The organism is Rhodanobacter sp. OR87 (assembly GCF_000473345.1).
In the GTDB taxonomy this organism is placed as follows: domain Bacteria; phylum Pseudomonadota; class Gammaproteobacteria; order Xanthomonadales; family Rhodanobacteraceae; genus Rhodanobacter; species Rhodanobacter denitrificans.
In genome coordinates this window covers 158147-175352 of record NZ_AXBJ01000003.1, presented here as the reverse complement: position 1 = coordinate 175352, position 17206 = coordinate 158147, and the positions used below count along the sequence as shown (strand labels likewise).

General features: G+C 66.2%; 18 protein-coding genes. 9 read left to right on the top strand and 9 right to left on the bottom strand.

The annotated features are described in order from the left end of the window. Window positions 1-163 precede the first annotated feature (163 nt). Window positions 164-1693, bottom strand: coding sequence for a hypothetical protein (locus RHOOR87_RS0103945; RefSeq protein ID WP_155950914.1), 1530 nt, complete (start codon window positions 1691-1693; stop codon window positions 164-166). A 596-nt stretch (window positions 1694-2289) separates the two neighbouring features. Beyond that, complete coding sequence (locus RHOOR87_RS0103935) at window positions 2290-3393, bottom strand: HEAT repeat domain-containing protein (protein WP_027484306.1); 1104 nt, start codon at window positions 3391-3393, stop codon at window positions 2290-2292. A gap of 184 nt (window positions 3394-3577) precedes the next feature. Between RHOOR87_RS0103935 and RHOOR87_RS0103930 the strand changes: the two genes are divergently transcribed. After that, entirely contained in the window at window positions 3578-4621 is a 1044-nt protein-coding gene (locus tag RHOOR87_RS0103930) for a hypothetical protein (RefSeq protein WP_155950913.1), read from the top strand. Between the two features lie 200 nt (window positions 4622-4821). Here RHOOR87_RS0103930 and RHOOR87_RS0103925 read toward each other — a convergent pair whose 3' ends face one another. Both RHOOR87_RS0103925 and RHOOR87_RS20250 read right to left on the bottom strand, forming a co-directional pair. Then, window positions 4822-5793 carry a cation diffusion facilitator family transporter gene (locus RHOOR87_RS0103925; protein WP_231381717.1) on the bottom strand — a complete coding sequence of 324 codons (972 nt, stop codon included), beginning with the start codon at window positions 5791-5793 and terminating at the stop codon, window positions 4822-4824. 94 nt (window positions 5794-5887) lie between these two features. After that, window positions 5888-6028, bottom strand: coding sequence for a hypothetical protein (locus RHOOR87_RS20250; RefSeq protein ID WP_155950912.1), 141 nt, complete (start codon window positions 6026-6028; stop codon window positions 5888-5890). A gap of 157 nt (window positions 6029-6185) precedes the next feature. Here RHOOR87_RS20250 and RHOOR87_RS0103915 point away from each other — a divergent pair, with 157 nt between their 5' ends. Genes RHOOR87_RS0103915 through RHOOR87_RS0103905 form a run of 3 tightly spaced genes read left to right on the top strand, consistent with a single transcriptional unit; the run spans window position 6186 to window position 7857 of the window. After that, window positions 6186-6605, top strand: a complete 420-nt coding sequence (locus tag RHOOR87_RS0103915; RefSeq protein WP_051357925.1) for a DUF1924 domain-containing protein — start codon at window positions 6186-6188, stop codon at window positions 6603-6605. A 36-nt stretch (window positions 6606-6641) separates the two neighbouring features. Continuing rightward, window positions 6642-7133, top strand: a complete 492-nt coding sequence (locus tag RHOOR87_RS0103910; protein WP_043795346.1) for a diheme cytochrome c — start codon at window positions 6642-6644, stop codon at window positions 7131-7133. A gap of 7 nt (window positions 7134-7140) precedes the next feature. Then, complete coding sequence (locus RHOOR87_RS0103905; protein WP_231381716.1) at window positions 7141-7857, top strand: cytochrome b/b6 domain-containing protein; 717 nt, start codon at window positions 7141-7143, stop codon at window positions 7855-7857. A gap of 229 nt (window positions 7858-8086) precedes the next feature. Here the strand turns inward: RHOOR87_RS0103905 and RHOOR87_RS0103900 are convergent, their stop codons facing one another. Continuing rightward, window positions 8087-8758 (bottom strand): hypothetical protein, encoded by a 672-nt coding sequence (locus RHOOR87_RS0103900; protein WP_027484300.1) that lies wholly within the window; start codon window positions 8756-8758, stop codon window positions 8087-8089. 264 nt (window positions 8759-9022) lie between these two features. Between RHOOR87_RS0103900 and RHOOR87_RS0103895 the strand changes: the two genes are divergently transcribed. Next, window positions 9023-9382, top strand: coding sequence for a helix-turn-helix domain-containing protein (locus RHOOR87_RS0103895; protein ID WP_007511070.1), 360 nt, complete (start codon window positions 9023-9025; stop codon window positions 9380-9382). Window positions 9383-9531: 149 nt separating this feature from the next. Here RHOOR87_RS0103895 and RHOOR87_RS0103890 read toward each other — a convergent pair whose 3' ends face one another. The 4 genes from RHOOR87_RS0103890 to RHOOR87_RS0103875 all read right to left on the bottom strand — a co-directional run bounded on the left by RHOOR87_RS0103890 (window position 9532) and on the right by RHOOR87_RS0103875 (window position 13581). Continuing rightward, window positions 9532-9849 (bottom strand): helix-turn-helix domain-containing protein, encoded by a 318-nt coding sequence (locus RHOOR87_RS0103890; RefSeq protein WP_231381715.1) that lies wholly within the window; start codon window positions 9847-9849, stop codon window positions 9532-9534. Continuing rightward, complete coding sequence (locus RHOOR87_RS0103885) at window positions 9833-10156, bottom strand: transcriptional regulator (protein ID WP_027484364.1); 324 nt, start codon at window positions 10154-10156, stop codon at window positions 9833-9835. The genes RHOOR87_RS0103890 and RHOOR87_RS0103885 overlap by 17 nt, the downstream gene beginning before the upstream one ends. 70 nt (window positions 10157-10226) lie before the next feature. After that, window positions 10227-11897 carry a urocanate hydratase gene (gene hutU, locus RHOOR87_RS0103880; protein ID WP_027484298.1) on the bottom strand — a complete coding sequence of 557 codons (1671 nt, stop codon included), beginning with the start codon at window positions 11895-11897 and terminating at the stop codon, window positions 10227-10229. Window positions 11898-11964: 67 nt separating this feature from the next. Beyond that, window positions 11965-13581 (bottom strand): DUF4034 domain-containing protein, encoded by a 1617-nt coding sequence (locus tag RHOOR87_RS0103875; RefSeq protein WP_027484297.1) that lies wholly within the window; start codon window positions 13579-13581, stop codon window positions 11965-11967. 162 nt (window positions 13582-13743) lie between these two features. Here RHOOR87_RS0103875 and RHOOR87_RS0103870 point away from each other — a divergent pair, with 162 nt between their 5' ends. The 4 genes from RHOOR87_RS0103870 to RHOOR87_RS0103855 all read left to right on the top strand — a co-directional run bounded on the left by RHOOR87_RS0103870 (window position 13744) and on the right by RHOOR87_RS0103855 (window position 17189). Then, complete coding sequence (locus RHOOR87_RS0103870) at window positions 13744-14292, top strand: nuclear transport factor 2 family protein (RefSeq protein WP_027484296.1); 549 nt, start codon at window positions 13744-13746, stop codon at window positions 14290-14292. Window positions 14293-14436: 144 nt separating this feature from the next. Beyond that, the gene (locus RHOOR87_RS0103865; protein WP_027484295.1) at window positions 14437-15015 is read left to right on the top strand and encodes a hypothetical protein; all 579 of its coding nucleotides are present in this window, start codon (window positions 14437-14439) and stop codon (window positions 15013-15015) included. Between the two features lie 159 nt (window positions 15016-15174). Continuing rightward, window positions 15175-16680, top strand: a complete 1506-nt coding sequence (locus RHOOR87_RS0103860; protein ID WP_027484294.1) for a DNA-3-methyladenine glycosylase 2 — start codon at window positions 15175-15177, stop codon at window positions 16678-16680. After that, entirely contained in the window at window positions 16677-17189 is a 513-nt protein-coding gene (locus RHOOR87_RS0103855) for a methylated-DNA--[protein]-cysteine S-methyltransferase (RefSeq protein ID WP_027484293.1), read from the top strand. The genes RHOOR87_RS0103860 and RHOOR87_RS0103855 overlap by 4 nt, the downstream gene beginning before the upstream one ends. Window positions 17190-17206: the final 17 nt, after the last annotated feature.

Below are 17206 nucleotides of genomic sequence, written 5' to 3'. Positions count from 1 at the left end.
CCGATCCTCGGCGTCTTGCCGGTGAACTACGCCGGGCAGCAGTTCGCACCGCGTCGCGGACGTGTAGAGCCCGTTGCGCGAGGCGGGTTGCCTCATGCACCGGGCTTGGACGCAACAGGCGCTGGCCCGCTCATTTGCCAGCTCTGCACGGTTAGCTCGGCGCTCAATACGCCAGCGCGACGACGTCGAAACGCTCGACCCGACCGACTTTCGCCAGAGCGGCCTGGACATCGGGACGTGCGGTCACGGCATTCCAGCGCTGGTCCATCGTCTTCATGATCGGCGTCTGTTCGATGTGGACGTAGTGCTGCTGCATCTCGACCAATGCACCGCTACGCCAGTCTGGGGCGTTCAAGCGCTGGATCAGTAGCGCTGCAGCCGCATCGAGATCGCCGTGCCTCAGCAGGGCGCGCTCCCATGTGGCGATGTCATCGGTGCGGTGTTGCTGCAGATAAGCCATGTGCCTGGCAATGGCGCCGGTGTCGTTCTTCTCGATGGCGATCTGCAACTTGACGTACTGCAGCTGCATGTTGCCGTACGGCGACATCTCCCCCGGCTCGACGACGGCGGCAGCAGCCTTGTCGGGCTGGTCCAGGTCGGTAAACAAGCCGGCGAGGTTGATCGACTGGCTGACGTTCACACCGCCACCCTCTGGACGTTTCGCGGCGCGCGTCATTTCCCGCACGGCGTCGTCCCAGCGACCGTCATGCGCGAGCGCGAGCGAACGCTGGTTCAATACCCAGTTGTAGGCCTCGCTGAAGTCGGTATAGGTCTTGTTGCCGTCGCCGCGTTCGGCGTGCGCCACGGCTGCGTCACTGACAGCAAGGACCTCGGCATTCCGTCCCTTCTCGATCAACAGATCCCGCAAACGCACCACGGGCCTGAGCTGGTCAGGATGAGCCCTGATCTGCGCCCGTGCCGCCTGGATCTGCGCTTCGAGCAGGTGGTCGACATCAAAAGCCTGCGGCTGGCCGCGGGTAATCGGGTCGAAGCGCTTGTCGATGCGCATGCTCAAGGCCGCGTCGGCGCTGCGGATTCGCTGGGCGACCATGGCGGCATGCTTGTTTTCGTTGTGCTCGATCTCCAGCAATGCCAGGTCGCGCCAAAGGGTATCGTAGTCGCTGTATTCGGCCTGCCAGTTCGCATCGAACAGTGCATTGAGCATGGCGCGATCGACGTCATCTTCATGCGCAATGCGGAGCGCATAGTGGCTCTGTGCTATGCCCTGTGGGCGTATGTCATCGAGCTGCTGCGGCCATTGCCTGGCGAGGGCCTCCACGCAACGCCCGGCATCAGGGTTGTCGCCGGCATACAACGCAGCGAACAGACGTGCCGTCCATGCCGCACCGGTGGCCTGGTCGAAGCCGGTGGCCCTGATCGCAAGCCGATGCGCCTTGGCGTACTGCTTGTCCTGGAACGCGATGACAGCCGCCACGTTCAACGTCTGGAAGCGGAGCTCGGCCGGCAACTGGTCGAAGCTCGGGGCGGCGATGACCCTATCCAGCTCGGGCGCGGCCTTTTTGTCGTCGCCGTTGCCCACGTCGGTGAAGGCCTGCTTGAGTTGAAGCGTGGCCTCGCTGACCTCGGCGGACGGTTGCGCGCGCCCCGCCCCTGCCGGCGCGATCGACCCGCGCGCCATTCCAGCAGCCAGCAGCAACCCCAACGCCGCAGCTATCGTGATCGTCCTGTTCATTTGTCTCCCCTGTAATGTCGGACGCGGTGCTTACGCCACGCGCTTCCCTTCGATGCTATAGCGTCCATGCGACAGGTAGCAAAAGCCACGCTGGGTCCGTTTGAAAGGGGATCGAACAAAGGGGTCGGGAATCCGGCAGAGACTGGGTGGTGTCGGTGTCAGGGACAATTTGAGCGCACTGTAACCGCCTAAAAATTGTCCCTGGCCTGGTCGAGCGCAGCCAAGCATTGCGGCCGGCGCCGGGAAGCGTGGCTCATGCCTCACCCAACTTATACGTCACTGGGCCTCACGCCCGAGACGCGCGCGGCAACCTACTGGCAACTGCTGCGCGAAATGCTCTGCGACGACGACCTCGCGGCGATCCGAAGCTGCCTCCAGCAACAGCGCGCGCTCGGGCGACAACTTCCACACCACGGTCGAAGCCGGGACCCAACGCTTCGCTGGCATCCGACCCGCTCATCGACCGCCACGCAACAAGTAGGCCTCGGGAAGTGAACCTGACTCCACTTTTGTTTGACAGGTCCATGGCTATCGACTGTCGTCAAATGGCGCCGAATGGCTCCCCGAAATTGTCCCTGACACCTTTTCTACCTTTTCTACTTACTTGCTCGCGTGGTCCAGTCCAGCTTGGCGAGGGCAGTATCGACCCCGCTTCGCACCCAGTTGTTCGAGTCGTGCAGGTGCGTGCGCAGCGGGGGAATTGCTGCAGCCAGTCCGATTTCTCCAAGCGCAGCGGCCGCTTCCGCCCGCAGCTGGGGGTCGGGGTTGTCGAGGAAAGAAACGATGCGCGCCAACGCGGGCTGGGCGAGCGTCTGCATTCGCCCCAGCGCGGCCAGGCCGTTGCTTTGCTCAGCGACGCTGACAGAGTCCAGTTGACGACACGCTGCGCGAACGATGCCAGGTTGGCGTCGTGCGACTGCGGCGCGCGAACGCGGCGTGTCGATCTGCTTCAGCGCCAGCAGTATGTCAATGCGCGCGTCGGCGTTCGCCTTGGGGAATATCCGTTCGAGAGGAGCGACGCCAGCTTCGCGGCTTTCCACCAATGCCTCGTACGCGTCGACGGTGCAAAACCCGCCACACGAAAGCGCTGCGTCCGCAACGACGGCCAGTGCTTTCGGATCGCGCGTGCGCGCCAATGCATGGAGAAGACGAATGCGCACGTCCGTCTGCGTTCCACCGTCGTCGGCAGGCGTTTTTTCGAGCACTTCCAGCAGCGGGGCGGCCATCCAGCGTGGCAGCGCTGGCGCCTCCTTCAAGTACTCGATGGCAGAAAATTCGAGGTCCTTGCCATGGTGAAGCGCATGAAGCGCTGCGAGCAGCGCCTCATGCGGATAGGCCTGCAGAAACCCGAGCGAGTCAAATGCGGCCCCTCGTACATCGGCATCGGAGTCATGCAATGCGCGCAGCAGCAGGGGCTGCACCGCCTTTCGACGTGGCGGCAAGCGATCACCGCCAAGTGCCTTGGCAATTTCCAGGCGCGTCTCAACCGTGCCGCTGCGAAACAATTTCGTGAGCAGCGGAATGGCCTTGCCCGCATGCCAGTCCAGTATCGCTTGCGCGGCACAGCGCGCGTCCAATCCGCTGCCGGTCTGCACATCCCTGCTCAACTCGGCAATGGGCAGGTTCAGTCGGGTGTCCCTGGCCAGGCAATGCGGAGCCATGATGCGGGTGGCGCTGCCGTGTTGCGCGGCGAACGCCATGACAAACGCGATGAAAAGTACCGCAAACCCTCGACCGTGCATTGCCAGTTCCCCTTCTTGTTGTCGCCCTCGGAGAGTGAACTCGCCCCCGCCTGGCCGTGGTTCGGCAACCCCTTCAACCGGGAATGGGGTCAGGTTCACTTGCGAACGAAGGATAAGTGAACCTGGCCCCGTTCCCTCCGATATGTCCGAGAAAGCCGGGCCACCTCACCCCGACACTTTTTCCTTCACCCCTTTTTTCTCCCTGTTTGGAAAAAGTGCACTCTGCCCCCTGTTTCGGCCCGCGAGTAAACTGGCGGCACAGGTTCAGGGCATCCATGTCGGGTCGAGGCGGCTTGCAATCCCGTGCCACACAGCCATGTTCAGAACGAAATCCTATCCGCGGTCCATCCTGGGCAGCGCTGCCTTGCTGGTCGGGACGGCTGGACTGATCAGCCTTCCCGCGCACGCTGACGACGACAGCTGGCACGTGGCGGTCCGCGCCGAACAAGCGACGCCCGGGGGCTGGGTCCGCGTGCGGGAAAACGCCATCGAGGGCACGCAGCTGCCCATCCACGACGGGCTTGGCGTCGACCATATGCAGACCCTCAGGCTGGACGCCTGGAAGCCGCTTTCCGACGCCAGCGAGCTGCACTTCGGGTTTTCCACCAGCCGGCTGAGCGGCCACGCGCTGATCGGCACGCCGGCGTATTACAACGGCACCACCATCGCTCCCGGGCGCCTGGACACCGTCACCCGTTTCCAGGATTTCGTCGCGTTCGACGCGTCGTACTGGCACCGGCTGGCCGGCTTCGGCCATGGCGGCCGCTTGTGGGGCAGCGTGGGCGCGACCTACGTGATGCTCAACTTCCGGCTCGACGGCAGCATCGCCGCCGACAGCGCCGGTCACGAGTTGAAGGAGGACTTCTATGTGCAGGAGCTTCCCGTGCCCACGCTGGGCCTGCACTTGCGCTATCCGTTGACCGACGCGCTGAAGCTCACGGCAGACGTCGCGCTGGGACGGCTGCCCTGGGTCAACAGCCTGCGCACCGAAGGAGGCGAGGTGCGGCTCGCTCAGACCCATGAGGAAGAGGAACTGGGCCTGGAGTACAAGTTCGCACCGCACTGGCAGGCGGTCGCCTACGTCGTCCATCGCTATCTCGGGCAGGACGAACGCAGCCGGGAAGACGGCAACGTCATCCATCTCAGCGCGAACGGCATCGGCCTCGGCGTTGGCTACCAGTTCTGAGCCTTCGGAAGGGGCAAGCGGCAATGCGATAGAGGCGCTCGCCAAACCCTCGCCCTTGCACCCAGTTCGCGCGACGTCCCCCCGCTACTCAAGGCGGGGGGACGTCGGCTGAAGAAAAGGGATCGGGCAGTTCTCCGGATTTGATTGCCTCCGTCCCCTTATCCCCGAGCGGCGCTACGCGCAACGAAGGTCCTGAGTGTCTACGGAACCCTGGGCGGTTCAGGGCGCTTCCACGGGTCCACGTGGGTCATCAGGTTGAGAACCCGGTGGCGCTGCAGCACCCGCTGGCGGGCCGCCACCGCAATGTCGTGCCCCGCTTCCACGCTGATGGACGCCTCCACCTCCAGGTGCGCATCCACCACGATCATGTCTCCCATCTTGCGGGTACGCACGTCGTGCACGCCGCTGATACCGGGGGTTTCCAGCAGCGTCTGGCGAATGGCCTGCACTTCCTGCTCGTCCACTGCCCGATCCATCAGGTCATGCAGGGCATCCCGGGCAAACTCCCAGCCCATTCTGGTCACCATGAGACCCACGATCAGCGCGGCAATGGGGTCCAGAATGGGGTAGCCCGCCAGGTTGCCGGCAATGCCCACGCCCACCACCAGTGACGATGCCGCGTCGGAACGGGCGTGCCAAGCATTGGCCACCAGCATGCTGGACTTCACCCGCTTGGCCACGGACAGCATGTAGCGAAACAGCGTTTCCTTCGCCACCAGGGCACCCCCGGCCACCCACAGGGCGACCACATGCACCTGCTGCACGGTTTCCGGCGCCTCCAGCTTGCGAAAGGCCGACCACAGCATGCCCAGACCCACGGCCAGCAGCAGGCTGCCCAGCACGAGCGACGCCGCCGTCTCAAAACGCTGGTGGCCGTAAGGGTAGTCCTCGTCAGCGTCCTTCTTGCTGTAGTGGCCAGCGAACAGCACGACGAAGTCCGCCACCAGGTCGGACAGCGAATGGATACCGTCGGCGATCAGGCCCTGCGACTTGGCGAACACGCCCACCACGATCTGCGTGGCGGTCAGCGCCAGATTTACGCCGACGCTGACCCAGGTGCTGCGCGACGCCGCCGCCGCGCGCTCCTCGGGGCAGTGTTGCGTGTCTTCGGGGTCATCAGGAAGTTCAATGAAATTCATGGCAACAAGGCAGTGGGGTAGGCAAACGCGCATTCGGCGTTCACGCCGATTTGCGCCCCGGATTAAGGACAAATGGACACACGACCCAGCCGTGCGGACTCCACGGCGCTACGAGACGCGGCGCCGATCAGCTCATGTGGCGATCACTCTGTGCGGCAACTGCCGGGAACTCGCCCGGATGGCCGCCCAGGCTGACCGGAACCGACAGAAAGGTCGTCAGGACAACGGGCACCAACGCGGCGCGAACCACGTCGAAATACTGGCGCATGAAGCGATAGGGGGTAGGTGTGCACAGAGAGTTCCCTGGGGTTGCTGGTGAATGCCTGGATATTGGCCCTCCCGGCTTAAGCGAGACTGAGGGTGTCCATGGCCGCTTAAGAAAACCCTAAGAACCCGGCGGCACCCTTGTCAAAAAAGGAGTTGCCATGAACCTGTTCTCTCTGTCCGCCACTTTTCCGCGCGCGCTCGCAGCCCTGACGCTGGCCTGTGCCGCCCTCGCGCCCGCCGCCCGGGCCGTCACGCCCGCCGAGCAATTGGCCGGTTATACGGCCCAGGCCGGGGCTCCCGCCTCGCCCGCCCGCGGGCAGCAACTGTTCACCAACAAGCACGGTGGCGAGTGGAGCTGCTCCTCCTGCCACGGCGCCGTCCCCATCCAGGCCGGCAAGCACGCCTCCACCGGAAAGACCATAGGCGCCATGGCGCCGGCCTTCAATCCCGAGCGCTTTACCGATCCGGCCAAAACCGAGAAATGGTTTCGCCGCAACTGCAAAGACGTGCTGAGCCGTGAATGCACCGCCGGCGAAAAAGCCGATGTGCTGAGCTGGCTGATGACGCTCAAGCCCTGAAGACCTGCATTTCCATTCACTCTCACGGAGGATTCCATGCCATACCCACTACACACCCGGATCGGCCGACTTGCCTTGGCGCTGCTCGCCGCCAGTGGCTTTGCCCTGCCGGCCCTGCCGGTCCTGGCGGACGGCAACGGTCGCATGGTGCCCCTGACACCCAAATACAAGGAAGAATGCTCCGCCTGCCACGTGGCCTACCCTCCCAGCCTCATGCCGGCGGCGTCGTGGAACCGGATCATGAACAACCTGCCCAACCACTTCGGCACGGACGCCTCGCTGGATCCGGCTACGGTTAAGGAACTGTCGGGCTGGATCAACGCGCATGCCGGCACCTACAAGCGCGTTCGCGAAGAGCCGCCACAGGATCGCATCACGCGCACCGCCTGGTTCATCCACAAGCATGACGAGGTATCTGCCGCCACCTGGAAACGCGCCTCGATCAAGAGCGCATCGAACTGCATCGCCTGCCACACCACGGCCGACAAGGGAGACTTCAATGAAGACAATGTCCGCATCCCCCGTTGAGGAAGCCGTGCCCGCCGTCACGCACACGCCGGCTGCCGCCCCGATCCTGGTCTGGGACGCACCGGTTCGCGTCTTCCACTGGCTCATGGTGCTGAGTTTTGCCGGCGCCTACTTGTCGGCCGAGAGCGAACACTGGCGCCTGCTGCACGTCACCCTGGGCTACACCATGGCCGGCCTGGTGGCCTTTCGCATCGTTTGGGGCCTGCTGGGCACGCGCTACGCGCGCTTTTCCACCTTCGTGCGCGGCCCCCGGGCCGTTGCCCGCTACGTGCGCGTCCTGCTGCAAGGTCGGCCGGAACACCACACCGGACACAACCCGGCCGGTGCGCTGGCCATCCTGGCCCTGCTGGGCCTGACCGTGGTCATCGCGGCGTCGGGCTGGACCACGTACAACGACCTGGCCGGCGAATGGGTGGCAGAAGCCCATGAGGCGGCTGCCAACCTGATGCTGCTGATGGTGGGCGTGCACATTGCCGGCGTGGTGGTGGCCAGCTGGCTGCATCGCGAAAACCTGGTGCGCGCCATGATCACCGGGCGCAAGTCCGGCCAGCCCGCGGACGGCGTGCGCAGCCCATGGCGGACGGTGGCCGTCCTGCTGCTGGCGGGCGTGCTGGGATTCTGGTGGCTGCAATGGCAAGGCGCCCCCACGGGCAGCGGCGCTGCCAGCCCCTCCACGGCAGCCGTGCAGAAACACGGCGGCGACGGCGACGGCGACGCCGATTGAGCGCCAATTCGTACGACCGAAAACCGGAGTCCGAAAACCTGGGTCAGCGAAAACCGGAAAACCGGGGTGAGGTAGTCAGTTCACCTTAACTTTCTCCGTCCCGGTTTCTGCTCCACGATATAGATCCGCCCCGCCCTACCCCCACGGCCAGCTCGGCGCCCCAGGTGGCGACGTCCAGTGTCGCCCTGGCGTAAAGCACGATCTGGCAAGCGATCGCCGCGACTCCCGGCTACTGCCAGGTTGGATGCTGCCGCACGACGTGCGACGCGCTGCCCAGGGGCAAACGCGCGGGCAGCGCAAGGTAGGTGGCCCACTCTTCACGCACACCGGGTTTCGTCCGGTGCGAGGGCTCCAGCTCCTGCGCATTCACGTCTCTGTTGATGTCTCGCAGCTTCTCCACGTCGCGGACGATGGCATCGCCCATGATCGACAGCGTGACGTCGGACAACTCGGCGTGATCGCTGCAGGTCACCACATTGCCAAGGGCCCGGAGGCTAGCGAGCAGCAGGTTGATCTCGTCGACCTGATCCAGGGTGACGCCGAAGAGGAAGCGATTGCCGGCTTCATCCTTCACCGGCTCGGCGGCATCCGGTGCTGCGGCTTGCGTGCAAGTCTCCGCGTCCGCATCGACCTCGCCTGCTGCCGCCCTCTCGCCAAGTTCTGCCGGCCACGAGAGTTCGTCCAGCACCTGAGCGATCTGCTCCTCCAGCAGTTCCAGGCAGATCGCCACCTCGCCCGGGCGAATCTCCGAGAACCATTCCCGGTCCTCGTCCGGCCTGCGCGGTCGCGCCAAATTGGTCAGAAACCCCACGTACTCGCGTAGCTGCTTCAGCCGCAGCTGGCTGTCCTCCGGCAGGAAATAGCCCGTCGTTCCCAGATCATCCGAATCGAACGTCGACATGGTCGCCTCCTCGTTCCATGAAATGCCGTCGGAAGCAGGAGTCAGGGAAACAGGGGCAGAGTCGGCTCTACGCCCCTTCCTTCAACAAATGCATTCCGACGCCCGTTATCACCCCCGCCATCCATGGCCATAATCCAACTATAAATTGCTCATGTCAACAACCATAAATGGCATATCCGCAAATGCGCGTGCGCAACAATGGACCGCACTTGCCAAGCCTCGCCGCGCGCAAGCGCGGGGACGATGCGACAACCAGGAATTGGAATGGCAGCACCCTACGAGCACTTCGCGAACCGCCTGCGCAAGGCGCTGGACCGGACCGATTTTGTTCCTGGGCGCGGAAGGACAAGTGCCCTGGCCGCCCGCTACGCGGTATCGCGGGAAACCGCCCGCAAGTGGCTCACCGGCCTCGCCCTGCCCGAGCTCCCGCGCATCATCGAACTGGCCAAGGATTTCGACGTCAACCTGGAATGGCTCGCCACCGGACGAGGCCCCATCGCGCCGGGCGTGGGTGAAGCCAGCGCCCTCTATCGTCGCCTGAGCGACAACGAGAACCATCTGCTCGATGCATTCCGCAAGCTGCCTGAATCGAAGCGGCAGTTGCTGGTGAAGTTCCTTTCCTGAAGACGAGACAAAACAGTGTCGAGGACAATCAACGAATAGGGAAGAATGGTGTCAGGGACGATTTGTAGTGATGCTTCCTCGCTTCGGTCATGGATAGCCCCTGAAATGCAACGAAGACGGCGCAACAAGAACGGGGTCAGGTTCACTTATCAAGCCGCCGCAAGCACCTTGCGCACCGTCTTCGGCGCGGCCACGGTGACTTTCAGCAGCGCCTTCGCCGCACCGCTCGGTTCGCGCCTGCCCTGCTCCCAATCCTGCAATGTACGTACCGATACGCCAAGCATGGCCGCGAAATCTGCTTGCGACAGGCCTAGCTTGAGACGGGCTTCGGTGGCCTGGGTCACTTCGACGCGGAATACGCGACCGGTACGGCCAGCCTTGATGTCGCGCACCGCCTGCAGCAGTTCTTCGCCGAGGTTGCGCTTGCTGTCACGCTCCGCCAATTGAGCTTCAGTCATTTTCGCCATGAACAAATTCCTCTTTCAGAGCCTTGAGGACATGCGCGGGGACATTCTCCTGCATGCTCTTGCCGTAAACAGCCAGTAACCAGATGCGTCCATCGCGCAACTTGACGTAGTAAACGACGCGAAGGCCGCCGCGTTTGCCCTTGCCCGGCAGATGCCAGCGCAACTTCCGGCATCCGCCCGAACCCGGGATCAGATCGCCCGCTTCCGGCCATTGCGACAATGCGGCTTGCAACGCGCCATAGCCTTCATCGTCAAGATAGTCATAGATCAATCGCTCGAAGACCGGCGACCCGATGAACTCGAACATGGACAGACTCCTTTCCGCCTCGCTCCATCATACGGCATTGCCGTATATACGGCAATGCCGTAGTTGGCACTCAAACCATCGGCAACTTCAACCCCTGCTCCCTCGCACACTCCACCGCAATCTCATATCCCGCATCCGCATGCCGCATCACGCCGGTGCCCGGATCGTTCCATAACACCCGCGCGATCCGCTTGTCCGCCTCGGCCGTGCCGTCGCACACGATCACGATGCCGGAGTGCTGCGAGTAACCCATCCCCACCCCGCCACCATGATGCAGCGACACCCACGTCGCGCCGCCGGCCACGTTCAACATCGCATTGAGCAACGGCCAGTCGCTGACGGCGTCGCTGCCGTCCTTCATGGATTCGGTTTCGCGGTTTGGTGAGGCGACGCTGCCGGAATCCAGGTGGTCGCGGCCGATCACCACCGGCGCCTTCAGCTCGCCGTTGCGCACCATTTCGTTGAAGGCGAGGCCGAGCTTGTCGCGCAGGCCCAGGCCGACCCAGCAGATGCGCGCGGGCAGGCCCTGGAAGCTGATGCGCTCTTTCGCCATGTCGAGCCAGTGGTGCAGGTGGGCGTCGTCGGGGATCAGCTCCTTCACTTTCTGGTCGGTCTTGTAGATGTCTTCCGGGTCGCCGGACAGCGCGACCCAGCGGAACGGTCCGATGCCGCGGCAGAACAGCGGGCGCACGTAGGCGGGTACGAAGCCGGGGAACGCGAACGCGTTTTCGCAGCCGACGTCCTGCGCCATCTGGCGGATGTTGTTGCCGTAGTCGAAGGTGGGGATGCCCTGCGCGTGGAACGCGAGCATCGCTTCCACGTGGATCTTCATCGACAGCTTGGCGGCGCGCGCGGTGCCGACCGGGTCGGCCTTGCGGCGCTCGAACCATTGCTCCAGCGTCCAGCCCTGCGGCAGGTAGCCGTTGACCGGGTCGTGCGCGCTGGTCTGGTCGGTGACGGCGTCGGGGTGCACGCCGCGGCGCACGAGTTCCGGCAGCACGTCGGCGGCGTTGCCGAGCAGCGCGATGGATTTCGCCTCGCCCGCCTTCGCGTATTTCTCGATGCGCGCCAGCGCGTCGTCGAGGTTGCTGGCCTGCTCGTCGACGTAGCGGGTCTTGAGGCGGAAGTCGATGCGGCTCTGCTGGCATTCGACGTTGAGGCTGCACATGCCGGCCAGCGAGGCGGCCAGCGGCTGGGCGGCGCCCATGCCGCCGAGGCCGGCGGTGAGCAGCCATTTCCCTTTCAGGTCGCCGTCGTAATGCTGGCGACCCATCTCGACGAAGGTTTCGTAGGTGCCCTGGATGATGCCCTGCGAGCCGATGTAGATCCACGAGCCGGCGGTCATCTGGCCGTACATCATCAGGCCCTTCTTATCGAGCTCGTTGAAGTGCTCCCAGGTGGCCCAGTGCGGCACCAGGTTGGAGTTCGCGATCAGCACGCGCGGCGCGTCGGCATGCGTGCGGAACACGCCGACCGGCTTGCCGGACTGCACCAGCAGGGTCTCGTCGTCGTTCAGTTCGCGCAGCGCTTTCAGGATCGCGTCGAAGCACTCCCAGTTGCGCGCCGCCCGCCCGATGCCGCCGTACACCACCAGCTCGGCCGGGTTCTCCGCCACCTCCGGATCGAGGTTGTTCTGCAGCATGCGGAACGGCGCCTCGCTGAGCCAGCTCTTGCAGGAAAGCTCGCTGCCGCGCGGCGCGCGGATGGTGCGGGTGGTGTCGATGCGGGTGGGTGCGGTCATGGACGAAGGCTCCGGTAAGACAGACCCCGAAGTATAGGCCAGCTGCCACGGCGACCCGGAGCCATGCTCATGGCGCGCTTGTCCGCGCATCGATGCCGGCATGCTTGCGCAGGGCCACCGCCGCGCGCATGCGCACGATGATTTTCGCGATCTGCGGGTCCTTGCCGAACTGCGCCTGCAGATGGTTGGCGGTGGCGTCCAGTCCCGGCCGTGGTTGTTGTTTCTGGATGGTCGCGCGCAGGATCCAGCCGTACGGGTTCTGCGGCTGCTCGCGGATCAGCTGGTCGGCCACGGCCCAGCCCTTGGCCCAGTCATGCGCCAGGTTCACGAACATGTCGCCGAGCTGGGGCAGCACATGCATGTCGTCCGGATCGATCGCCAGCAGCGCGCGGAAATCCTGTTCCGCATGCGCATAGTCGGCCTGCATTTCGTAGGCGTAGGCCCGTGCCCTGAGCGCGTCCGCATGGCGTGGCGACGCGGCCAGCAGGCGGCTCATGTCGGCGACAGCCCAGGCGGCCTCGTCGAAATCCACCAGCGCGGAGACGCGGTGGGTGCGCACGTCATCTTTTTCCGAGCCGAAACGCAGCGCCTCGGACAGGTAGATTCCCGGCACGGCCATGTTCCGGTTGCCGTCCGCCGCGAGGCCGGCCCGTTCGAGGTAAGTGATGCTGGCCAGCTGGTCCAGCGCGGCCGGATACGCCGCCAGCTCGGCGTCCTGCGTGCAATCGCAGTTGTCCACCTGGTAGTACGGTCGCTCCGACAACATCAGCCGCATCAGCGGATTCGTGCGCGTATACGCCTGCGCTTGTGCGGCGAACCGGTCCATCGCGCCCAGCGAGCCGCCCCACTTCGGCTCCAGCGTCCACATCGCCATGCTGCGGATCGCGTAATCGTCCGGCGCCACGGCAAGCGCGCTGCGGATCGCCGCGTCGGTGTACGCACGACCGAAGCCGAGGCCACCGGCGTTGATCAGGGCGATATAGGCCGGTGTGAGCCTGGGGTTCAGCGCAATCGCCTGGCGCAGGTCGCTGTCGGCCTGGGCCAGCAGCTTGTGCATGGCGTCGACGCTGTCCTGCGGCGTGTCCTTCATGTATTGGGCTCCCCGCGCCTCGCCGGCCATGGCCACGTAGGCCATGCCGCTGGCGGCGAGCGCGAAGGCGCTGTGCGGCGAGTCGCGTTTCCAGGCATCGAGGGTCGGGCGAATGTCGAACGAGCCGTTTCGGAACGCTTCCTGGTAGATGCGGTCGAGCAGGCCGTGCGAATCCGGTTGGGTCTGCTGCGCCTGCAAGGCGGCGGCGAGACGGCGATCGAGCTCGGCGGCATGGCCCTGCTGGATCAGCGACTGCGCCTCGGCAAACGTGAGCAACGGTTGCATGCGGTAATGGCAGTACGCGGCCACCGCATCGTGCGACCAGTGACTGTCCGGTGGATCGGGGTAGGCCAGGCAGCGCTGCAGCGGATCGGCGATCGCCTCGGCTTTCTTCGCGGCAGCGAGGAACGCGTAGCCCTCGTCGCGGGTGAACTCGCGGGCGGCCGGCAGCGACGGAGGTGTGGGCTGTCGCGCCATCAGGAGTTGCTCCTGATGGCCGATCTGCGCATACACCGAATGGGCGATCCACACGCCTTCGCCGACGCCCAGCAGGACGATGGCCGCGATCAGCACACCGCGTTGCTTCGAGTTCATGCGCGCCTCCCCCAGGCCACCCGAACATTGCCGATCATACTGCGCCGCCGGCGATTGTCGGGCAGCGCCGGCGTTCGCCTTGAGTAACGCCACGCTGCGGCACTGGCGACCCGGCGACGTTCGCAGGATGCTGCGACATCGCCACGAACGAGGAGCACGCCGATGCCACGCCGAACCGGGTTGCTGCTGTTGCCGTGGTCGATCGCCTGCACGTCCGCCGCGTTCGCGGCCACGCCGCCACCGGCCATGGACCAGCCGGCGTGCCAGGTCTGGCAGCGCGAGTTGTCGTTCGCGCAGAGCGTGCAGCGGCATGACGCGGCGGCATTCGCCGAGCACGTCATGGCGGACGCGGTGTTCGACGCTAACACGCCGCAGCCGACGCGTGGACTGGCCGCGGTGCGCCGGCACTGGGCCGCGTTCATCGCGGGCAGGACGCAGCGGGTGGACTGGTACCCGCAGCAGGTCGTGGCGTCCGGCGATGGCATGCTCGCGTATTCCAGCGGCGCGTACCTGTTCGAGAACCCGGCACCGGGCGCGCAGCCGCGTTACGTGACCGGCCGGTTCGCGACGGTATGGCGCCGCGCCGGCGACGGCGCCTGGCGCGTCGCGTTCGACGGCGGCGACGCCGGCAAGCCGGCGGGCGACGCGGATGTCGCCGCGTTCCACGCCGGCCGCCAGCCCCGTTGCCCGGCCGCCGCCGGCACGAACTGATCCGCGCCGACCGGCCGCTGCGGACGCGTTCCGACAGCCGCCGCCCAGCCCGCCATCGCGCCGATTGACCGCGCCATGGCGGCGGCACAGACTTCTCGCGGGAACCCCGGAGTGACCGTCACCAGTCACCGTGAGGAGGTTGTCATGCGTACCACAGGCTGGAAAAGACCGAGCTGGAAAAACGGAGCCATCGTCGCCGCTGCGCTGTTCGCCGGCGGCGGCGTGCTGGCGGCGGAACACCCGGCAATGAGCGATGCGCAAATGACCGCGAGCGCGATGCACGCGGCACCGGCACGCGTCGCGAAGGGTGCCACGATCGTGGCGATGGGCGCGGATGGCACGCTGCGCACGCTGCGCAAGGGCACGAACGGGTTCACCTGCATGCCGGACAACCCGTCGACGCCGGGGCCGGACCCGATGTGCATGGACCAGAACGCGATGGAATGGATCAGCGCGTACATGGCGAAGAAAACGCCGCCGGCCGGCAAGCTCGGCATGATGTACATGCTGGCCGGCGGCACGGACGCGAGCAACACGGACCCGTACGCGCAGAAACCGGCCAGCGGCAACCACTGGATCAAGACCGGACCGCACGTGATGATCGTCGGTGCGGATCCGGCGTTCTATGCGAACTATCCGAAGAGCGCAGACCCGGATACGGCCGCACCGTACGTGATGTGGGCCGACACGCCGTACGAGCACCTGATGGCGCCGATCAAGTGAAGTACTGGAGCGAAGCATGCGCGATGCTGGCGTGGATCGCTCCCGCGCCCTGATCGTCTGGCCGGTTGAATCTGCCGCCCCGACCGGCCCGTTTTTCCCCGTGCCATTGATGTCCGAAAACGGCGAGTCAGGCCATCGTGACGGTGCTAGCCTGCACCCATGGACGAACTGCCCACCCTGCCCGCACCGCATGTCTGCGAACAGGCCCGACTCAGTCGCGACGCGCGCTTCGACGGGCTGTTCTTCACCGCGGTCAGCAGCACCGGCATCTACTGCCGGCCGGTATGCCCGGCACCGGCGCCGAAACGCGAGAACGTGCGCTACTACGCGAATGCGGCCGCCGCGGAAGCGGCCGGGTTCCGCCCGTGCCTGCGTTGCCGGCCGGAGCTGGCACCGGGCAACGAGCAGTGGCAGCGCGGCGATCACGTCGTCGCGCGCGCGCTGAAGCTGATCGAGGCCGGCGCGCTGGCGGAGCAGTCGCTGGACGAACTGGCGCTGCGCGTCGGCATCGGTGCGCGGCAGTTGCGCCGCCTGTTCGTCGAGCGCCTCGGCGCGCCGCCGGTCAGCGTGCACACGACGCGCCGGCTGCTGTTCGCGAAGCAGCTGCTGACCGAGACCGCGCTGCCGGTGACGGAAGTCGCGCTCGCATCCGGCTTCCGCAGCCTGCGCCGGTTCAACGCGGCGTTTGCGCAGGCGAACCGCATCGCGCCGCGCGAACTGCGCCGGCACCCGCGCGCGGCAGCCGGCGCGGCGCTGGTGCTGCGGCTCGGCTACCGGCCGCCGTATGCGTTCGACGCGCTGCTCGCATTCCTGCGCACGCGTGCGCTGCCGGGCGTGGAACAGGTCGACGCGCACAGCTACGCGCGCGTGTTCGGCCCGGCGAACGCGCCGGGCTGGCTGCGCCTGAGCGCGTGGCCGGGCGACGAGCATGCGTTGCAGCTGCAACTGCACTGCCCGCAACCGACGCAGCTGCTCGGCGTGGTGACGACGCTGCGGCGGATGTTCGACCTGGATGCGAACCCGCAGGCGATCGCTGACACGTTCCGCCGCGACGCCGTGCTCGGTCCGCTGGTCGCGCGCCATCCCGGCCTGCGCCTGCCCGGCGGCTGGGACGGTTTCGAGATCGCGGTGCGCGCGATCCTCGGCCAGCAGATCAGCGTGGCCGCGGCGCGCACGCTGGCGACGCGCATCGTGCAGCGCTGGGGCGAACCGCTGCCGGCGGCGCCGCTGCCGGAGCTGGAGCGGCTGTTCCCGACGCCGGCCGCGCTAGCCCAGGCGGACCTGCGCGAGATCGGCGTGACCACGACGCGCGCCGCGACGATCAGCGGCATGGCGCAGGCGCTGCTGGACGGCCGCGTGGATTTCAGCGCGGAGCAATCGCTGGATGCGTTCGTGGCGCGCTGGGTCGCGCTGCCCGGCATCGGCGAGTGGACGGCGCATTACATCGCGATGCGCGCGCTGAGCGACCCGGACGCGTTCCCGGCGGCGGACCTGATCCTGCGCCGCGAGGCGGCGCCGGATGCCGCGCCGCTGAGTACGAAGGCACTGACCGGACGCGCGGACGCGTGGCGGCCGTGGCGCGCGTACGCCGTCATCCACTTGTGGCGCGGCGCATCGGAAGCACCGTCGCCGGCACGCCGGAAAAAACCTGAGGCGACCGCATGACGAACGAACCCGACACCGTTTACTACGACGAGATGGACAGCCCGGTCGGCACGCTGCGCCTGGTCGCGGACGGCCGCGGCCTGCGCGAGGTCTGGTTCGAGCGCGAACGCCATCCGAAGAAGGCGCACCCGGGCTGGGTCCGCGCGGCAGCGCCGCTGAAGTTCGCGCGCGTGCAGCTGGAGGAATACTTCGCCGGCGGGCGCCAGCACTTCGAGCTGCCGTTGCACCCCGTCGGCACGCCGTTCCAGCTGGAGGTGTGGCACGCGCTGGGGCGGATTCCGTACGGCGTCACGATCAGCTACGGCGAACTGGCCCGGCGCATCGACAAGCCGCTGGCGGTGCGCGCGGTCGGCGCCGCGAACGGGCGCAACCCGCTGCCGATCGTGCTGCCGTGCCACCGGGTGATCGGCGCGGACGGCAGCCTCACCGGCTTCGGCGGCGGGCTGCCGACGAAGCGCTACCTGCTGGACCTGGAACAGCGCACCGCGCACGGCGACCTGTTCGGCTGAAACTGAAGCCCCGTGAG